Origin of the sequence: Streptomyces sp. NPDC005423, from assembly GCF_040606415.1 — a bacterium.
Taxonomy (GTDB): Bacteria; Actinomycetota; Actinomycetes; order Streptomycetales; family Streptomycetaceae; genus Streptomyces.
This window is the reverse complement of the sequence record NZ_JBEXET010000032.1, coordinates 79885-86601: the sequence shown is the minus strand read 5'-3', so window position 1 is coordinate 86601 and position 6717 is coordinate 79885. Positions and strand designations below refer to the sequence as shown.

Genomic DNA, 6717 nt, shown 5'->3' with positions numbered 1-6717 from the left:
CCCTCCGCGCGAAGTCCACGCCGAGCACGAGAAGTTGCGAATCGCCGCGTGAAATAGACAGTCAGATGCCTGTCCGGAAAACGCGAGGCCCCTCACGAGACCACTGACGCAGAGAAGCTGGATGCTCTACGCGCGGCCTGTCAACTGCCGGGAAACAGCCTGACCCGCCCCGATCCAGAGGTCTCCAGCCCTGATCGAGGACTGTGACCCGGCTACTGACCGGCCTCACCTACCCCTGCTTGTCGCTGCGCAACTGACGATCACCGATGGGTGTGGCTCTCGGCTCATACAAGATTTTCGTAAGCTCAGTGCTGCGGTGGTCAGGAATGCGGCGCGGACACCGGGGACGAACTGGCCGGGTATGGACGGGGCACCTTGGTGAAGCGGCCGGTGCGGTAAGTGCCGGCGACCGCCCCGGAGCGTGAGCGTCAGCGTCAGCCTGGCTGAGCGTTACAACGTGGGCAGGGGTGGCGCCCGACGTCGTCCGCTTCGGACGTGGGTGCGATCTGAGGTTCCGTCATGACCCTGGGTGCTGCCACAAACATTTCCCAGAACGCGCCTGGTTCCACTTTTGAGTGAGAACGAGTTGCGGCAGTGAATCCGCGACCCGGACCGCTCCCGCCGACTGTTCTTGGTCTTGCTGGCCCGCAGGCCGGGCATCCCGGCCCGCAGTTCATCGAGGGTGATCAGCTGTTCCTGGAACGCTTCGATCATGCGCGTGATCGCTTCCGTGGCCTTGGCAGGGCCAGTTCGAGTCGGCTGCGCTGGCGGGTGGCGGGTGGCGGGTGGCGGGTGGCGGGTGGCGGATGGCGGGGTCGCTGGTGCGGGCGCGGTCCAGCCGCTTTTCGATCTCGGACCGGATCAGGTGCGGGTCGGCGATCACGCCGATGATGTGGTCCCAGACGACGCTGTCGAGGTAGTCGGCGCGGACGGGCCTGTGCCTCAAACAGCAATGGCGAACAACTGCTGACGCAGGTGGCGTCGAAGGGCCTGGGGAGGGTTCGTGAAAGGAAGGTGTGACCGTTGCGAGAGCCGTGAGGACGGTTCGGACCGGACCCGCACTACACAGGATGAGGGGTCGGCACCCGAGCGGCCAAGGAGTGGGTGGAAGGGCCGCCCGAGGGCGGCCAGTTCCTCCGGCGTCGCACGCCGACACCACTCCGCCGCCGCGGTGATCAAGTCGGGGCCGGACGGGGGCATCGCGCAGACCACCAGGGCCAGCAGCGAGGAGAGCCGGTACCGCACTCCGCAAGCCCCTCTCGGATCACAGACCGACTCGAACTCGGCGACCAGGCAGTGGACTTGCTCCTTGGCGGCACTCTCGCCGAGGCCTTCCAGGCAGGGCGCATGAGGCATGGGGACAGCGACAGGGGATGGTGGAGGAACGAACACGGCACCTTCGTGGATCTTGCAGCGTAGAGAACTACATGATCCACAGGCGCCGTGTTCACCTGCTTCCGGGACCCACCACCAAGATCAACACCCCAAGCCGGGACGATCCGGGCACTCGACGGGGCCCTGGGGGATCACCCGGGAGGCGATGACGGAGATCCAGTCCGGCGACGAGATGGTCGCGGAGCCCGGGTCAGGGCCGGGGCCGCAGGCCGACGGAAGCGTCAGGCGGCAGTCCGCCCGCGTCGGAGAACTCGTGCTCGTCCTTCACGTCAGGCGCTCGCGCGGGGCGGGGTAGGGGTGCCGTGGACCTTTTTCGCGTGAGACCGGAAGAGGCGGCGGCTGATGACGGGCATGACGAGACGGAGGGGAAGAGGAGCTTCCTTCAGTACGCCCTTCATGACCTCAGGATCGCCTTCGTAAAGAGCCAGTCCGAGGCCCAGTGGCAGGTTCTTCTTGGGTGTCTCGGCCAAGGCGTGCTCGGCGAACTCGTGCCACTCCTTGGCGGTGATGTACTTCGCCGCGAGCGGCAGGATCTTCTCCTCCTCAAGGCCCATGTGCTCGAAAAGGACCTCGTTGAGCCGTTCGCAGGTAGTGGCGACCGTTTCACCCTCGGCTGAGGAGGCGTTGGAACGCCAGGACTTCAGCTGCGCGATCAGTTCGTCGCAAAGAGTGTGCATCCTCCCGTGGTGCTCCTCCATCAGGTGGACCACCGGAGCGATCTCCTCGCTGACGCGCTCCAGCAGCCTGGGCCACACCAGCAGGTCCTCGCCCTCGTGGTGGGTCAGCAACATCCCGAGGACGAGGTCGAGATGCGCTGCCACAATCTTGGAGCGTGTGATGTCACCGTCGCTGACACCGCGTATGAGCCCCGGGGCGAGGCCGAACTCGCGGCGGAACACGGTGTGCGCGACATACATGTCGCGCACATCGGCCATGGGAACGTCGGTTGCCGTACTCATAAGTGCCTGTCGCTTTCCTAAAGGAGGGATTTATCTGAGAGGGTGCGCATGGATTGTGACACAGTGCGTGCACCCCGCGATTTTGAATGCTAACGCCACCCGTGACAACTAACTCAAATCCTTCCGGAGTTGCGTGTAATCGCGCCTTTTTGCATGCGGCTCTTCTGAAGTGAGGTCGCCGGTCAAGCCAGGGCGGTTGCAAATTCCGGGGTCGTGCGGCTGGGCGGGTTGTGACCAGTTGGGGCACATGGCAGAGCAGGCACGGGCTTCGTGATTATTGAAGTTTCTAAGCCTCAGATTCGGTTTGTGCAACGGCTTCTGACTGTCTCCGGTTCGGGGTCTGCGGCGCTGCGGGGCCAGGTCACAACCAGGGCGGCGTCGCCATCTCACGGCATGAAGGTCCGACGGCCGTGGTCGACGAACTCGCCGGATCCTTTGCGTGCCTGATCTTCCTCCAGTAAAACGGCAGCTGCCAGTCGCGAGGGTAGGAACAGCAGTACTACCGGTAGTTCGTTGAATCCGGAGGTAGAGGTCAATGCTGTGTCTGGTGGTGACCGCGTCGATCAGGGCCTGGAGCTCGGAGGGTGGGTCCGTGTCCGTCCAGACTCGTCACCACCGGCTGAGGGTGATGGCGGGGGTGAGCCAGGGGCGATGCGTTCTCACGCTGTGAGTCGGAGCATGGCTGTCGCGTGCTGGGGGCGTGACCGGTAGTGATCGGCTGCGGCTGCGATGTTGGTCCAGCCCGCTTGGCGCATGAGTCCGATGGCGAGGTTGCGCAGGGTGGCCATGGCGCGGGGTGCGGTGCCGGTACGTATCCGCGAAGCGTCCTCTCTGTAGGTGACGTCTCGGATGTGGTGCAGGGCTTCGACTGACCAGTGATCCTGCATGAGTTCGGCGAGCCGTGCCGGGCTGGCCTGCTCAGGCGGCAGGCTGGTGACCGCGTACACGGTCTTCGTCTCGACCTTGCCGGTCTTGCGGTGGGTGCGGCGGCGTTTGATCTCCATGGCCTGGACGGCATACGGGAAGAGCAGACCGGTTTGGACGGTGCAGACTTTTAGGCGGCGGACCTCGCGGCGGCCGTGCCCGGCCCCGGTGGTGCGAGCCTGCAGCGGGATGTCCCGCCAGGGCAGGCGCCGCAGTTGCTTGCGCAGCTTCTTCTGGTTCCCTTTGACGACCAGGAGGTAGTGGCCGCCGGCCGTGATGACGTGCTCGGCGTGGGCGCGCTGGGTGTGCATCGCATCGGCGGTGACGACGACGCCGCGCAAGGCGATGCGGTCCAGCAATGGGGCGAAGGCGGGGATTTCGTTGCGTGTGTCCTGAATACGTAGGGGAGCTGATTGTAGGAAAGCTGCTCGAAGTAATGCTGTACGGGAGATGAAGGTGTTTGGCCCTTCGGAGTCGCCCTGCGGGGGGAGGCTTCAAACCGCCTCATGCTGCGTTAGCCGAAGACTGTCGTGGTGAGCGATTGAGGAAAAGGCGCCGTAAGAGGCGTCAGGTGGGGATCAGGAAGACGAACGCAAGTGAATCGTTGCTGAAGTGTCGAAAGATCTTAGACGACATCAGAACCGGGGTGTGTAATGAGTCCCGGGATGAGCCTGGTGGGTGCCCGCTTATTGGCCAGGCGGTGTCCGGCATGAAGACGACGTGAGCCTGATCTGCCGCTTCCGTACGGAACAGGAGAAGGCGCTCCTCGACACTGTCCGCCCTGGTAGGAGTGGCGAGAGGGAGTACCCCAAGCGGCTGGAACCGTGAGGGGCCGAGTACCGATGCGAGGTGCGCCGGCGGACCGGCTCGTAGTAGTGATGAAACCTCCGTAATAGGGGTGGAGCGAAGGGGCCGGGCCATTCGCGACGTTGTGTATTCAGACAACCGGATGTTCTCCGGGAGGAACTGCATGGACACGTTGAAGTCATCGGCCAAGCCGTTTTATATTTCAAAGCGGACGGTCTGGGAGGCATACGAGGGAGTGAAGGCGAATAAAGGTGCGCCGGGTGTGGACAGGCAGTCCATTGAGGAATTTGAGAAGGATCTGAAGAACAATCTGTACAAGATCTGGAATCGAATGTCGTCAGGGACGTACTTTCCACCGCCGGTGCGAGCGGTGGAGATCCCCAAGGCGTCGCCCGGCGGCGGCGTGAGGATCTTGGGCGTGCCCACGGTGGCCGACCGAATCGCCCAGACCGTAGTGGCCAGGCACCTCATGGACCAGGTGGAACCTGTGTTCCATGGTGACTCCTACGGCTACCGGCCCGGGCGGTCGGCGCTGGACGCGGTGGAGTCCTGTCGGGAACGCTGCTGGAGGAAGGACTGGGTGGTCGAGTTCGACATCGAGAAGTTCTTCGACAGCGTCCGGTGGGACCTCATCGTCAAGGCCGTGGAAGCGCACACCGACGCCGTCTGGGTGATTTTGTATGTGCGGCGGTGGCTTCAAGCACCGCTGCAACTGCCCGACGGCACCTTGCAGCAGCGGGACCGCGGAACCCCACAGGGCTCAGCGGTCTCGCCCGTGCTCGCGAACCTGTTCATGCACTACGCGTTCGACATGTGGCTGGACCGGGAGTTCCCGACCGTCACGTTCGAGCGCTACGCCGACGACGCGGTCGTGCACTGCGTCTCGGAGCGTCAGGCCCGCCAGGTGCTGGCCGCGCTCACGGACAGGATGGAGGAAGTCGGGCTGCGGCTGCATCCCGACAAGACCAGGATCGTCTACTGCCGGGACGGGAAACGCCAGGGCTCGTATGAGCACAGGGAGTTCACCTTCCTCGGGTACACGTTCCGCGCGCGCAAGTCGCAGGACAAGCAGGGCAGGCGGTTCCTGTCCTTCGAGCCCGCGATCAGCAAGGACGCCTTGAAGAGGATCGGCAGGGAAGTACGCAGCTGGCGTCTTCACCGGCGGTCCGACCTCTCCTTCGTTGAGCTCGCCCGACGGATCAATCCGATCGTGGCGGGCTGGATCAACTACTACGGCCGGTTCTACCGATCGGCCCTGATCCCTCTCCTGCAGCGCATCAACGCCTACTTGGTGCGATGGATCCGCAAGAAGTACAGGCGGCTCTCGGCGTTGTGCAAGGCCCTTAGGAAGATGGGGGAGATCGCGAAGCGTTATCCCCGCATGTTCGCCCAGTGGAAGGTGACCACCGCAGCGTCCTCGGGCTGGTGATCAGGATGGCAAGAGCCGTGTAAAGGGAGATCTTTACGCACGGTTCCGTGAGAGCCGGGGGGCGAAACTCCCCCCGGCTACTCGACTCTTCGCGGCCACCTGGCGCTGGGCGATCACAGTCTGACAGGCGTGCAGTGCAGCGGCGAGCAGGTGGACGGCCTCGCCGCCGGTGCGGGATCCGCGCACCGTCTTGCCGTCGACGGCCAGGCCGACCAGCCTTTCGCTGGGTTCGTCAACCGGGTCGGCGGCGTACCGGGCGAGCCAGGAGCCCACGGCGTCGTCCAGGGCGTCGCCGTCCAGGCGGGACAGGAGTCGTCCCAGCGTCGAGGCATTCGGTGTACTGGAGGCCAGTCCGAGTAGTTTGCGCAGGTCGGAGGGGGTATTGGCGGCGAAGCGGGAGACGGCGGCCAGGGACCTAGCTCCGCCGAGGACGGCGACCAGGCACAGGGCGAGCAGGGAGCCCAGGCGGTAGCGGCGGCCACGGACCCGGCGTGGATCGGGTATCCGACCCAAGACCTCGGCCAGGGAGATGAGTTGCGACGGTTCCGGATCCGGGCAGGCGGAGTCGATGTCCTCGCAGTGGCGCTGCAGGACACCGATCAGGGAGGATGGCACGCGAACGCGACCCCTGTTCGTGATCAAAGGCTTCGACAACCTTGATCATCAGGGGTCGCGTCTCTCGTTGCCGAACCGGGCGAACCGCCCACGGCGGTGCGTAGGCAAGCGATCAGCTCATCTCGCGGGCTGAGAACGCATCAGCCCTGGGGGGTGAGCCAGGACCGGATGGCGAGTAAGGCCCTGGGCCAGCAGGGCGGTGGGTGCTGGTGGGGTATGGCTGGGCCCCGCTTCGCCCTCTGGTAGGGGCAGGGGTCCGGCGCGGTGGCATCCAAGGGTCCGGGTGGGGCGAACCACTGGTCCCAGCAGAAGGAGAAGGCACAGTTGACCAGAGCTTGGTGGCGGCGGATGGCGCGGTCGGAGCGGACCTGGAGCCGGCCCAGCCGAGTTCGTCCTTCAGGGCGACTCGGACCTGGTCGCCGCAGTGCTCTGTCAGCGGCCGAACCTCCCGGCGCCGCGGCAAGGCCTACTCGCCCTTGAGGAGCTGGACCAGCTGCTCATCAGGATGAACTCGCCGTTCCGGACCCAGGCCCTGCAGCAGCGGGTGGAAGACGCCGATGGCGGTGATCCGGCGGCGGTGGAATCGCC

4 protein-coding genes and 1 pseudogene are annotated in these 6717 nt (G+C 65.0%); 1 reads left to right on the top strand and 4 read right to left on the bottom strand.

What is annotated here, in order from left to right:
- Positions 1–1089 precede the first annotated feature (1089 nt).
- The 3 genes and pseudogenes from ABZT12_RS28055 to ABZT12_RS28045 form a co-directional block, all read right to left on the bottom strand.
- Positions 1090–1392: pseudogene (locus ABZT12_RS28055) on the bottom strand (ISAs1 family transposase); the annotation flags it as partial.
- A gap of 272 nt (positions 1393–1664) precedes the next feature.
- The gene (locus tag ABZT12_RS28050; RefSeq protein WP_356389615.1) at positions 1665–2330 is read right to left on the bottom strand and encodes a hemerythrin domain-containing protein; all 666 of its coding nucleotides are present in this window, start codon (positions 2328–2330) and stop codon (positions 1665–1667) included.
- A gap of 683 nt (positions 2331–3013) precedes the next feature.
- Positions 3014–3676: an ISAs1 family transposase gene (locus ABZT12_RS28045; RefSeq protein WP_356389636.1), complete on the bottom strand. Its 663-nt coding sequence runs from the start codon at positions 3674–3676 to the stop codon at positions 3014–3016.
- A gap of 572 nt (positions 3677–4248) precedes the next feature.
- On the opposite strand from ABZT12_RS28045, the gene ltrA reads away from it, so the two are divergent.
- Entirely contained in the window at positions 4249–5514 is a 1266-nt protein-coding gene (ltrA, locus tag ABZT12_RS28040; RefSeq protein WP_356389613.1) for a group II intron reverse transcriptase/maturase, read from the top strand.
- Between the two features lie 33 nt (positions 5515–5547).
- Here ltrA and ABZT12_RS28035 read toward each other — a convergent pair whose 3' ends face one another.
- Positions 5548–6129 (bottom strand): transposase family protein, encoded by a 582-nt coding sequence (locus ABZT12_RS28035; RefSeq protein ID WP_356389611.1) that lies wholly within the window; start codon positions 6127–6129, stop codon positions 5548–5550.
- Between the last annotated feature and the right edge of the window lie 588 nt (positions 6130–6717).

Coding starts and splice junctions, on each gene's coding strand:
- ABZT12_RS28050 (WP_356389615.1), bottom strand. CDS start 2,330: ATGGCCGATGTGCGCGACATGTATGTCGCGCACACCGTGTTCCGCCGC.
- ltrA (WP_356389613.1), top strand. CDS start 4,249: ATGGACACGTTGAAGTCATCGGCCAAGCCGTTTTATATTTCAAAGCGG.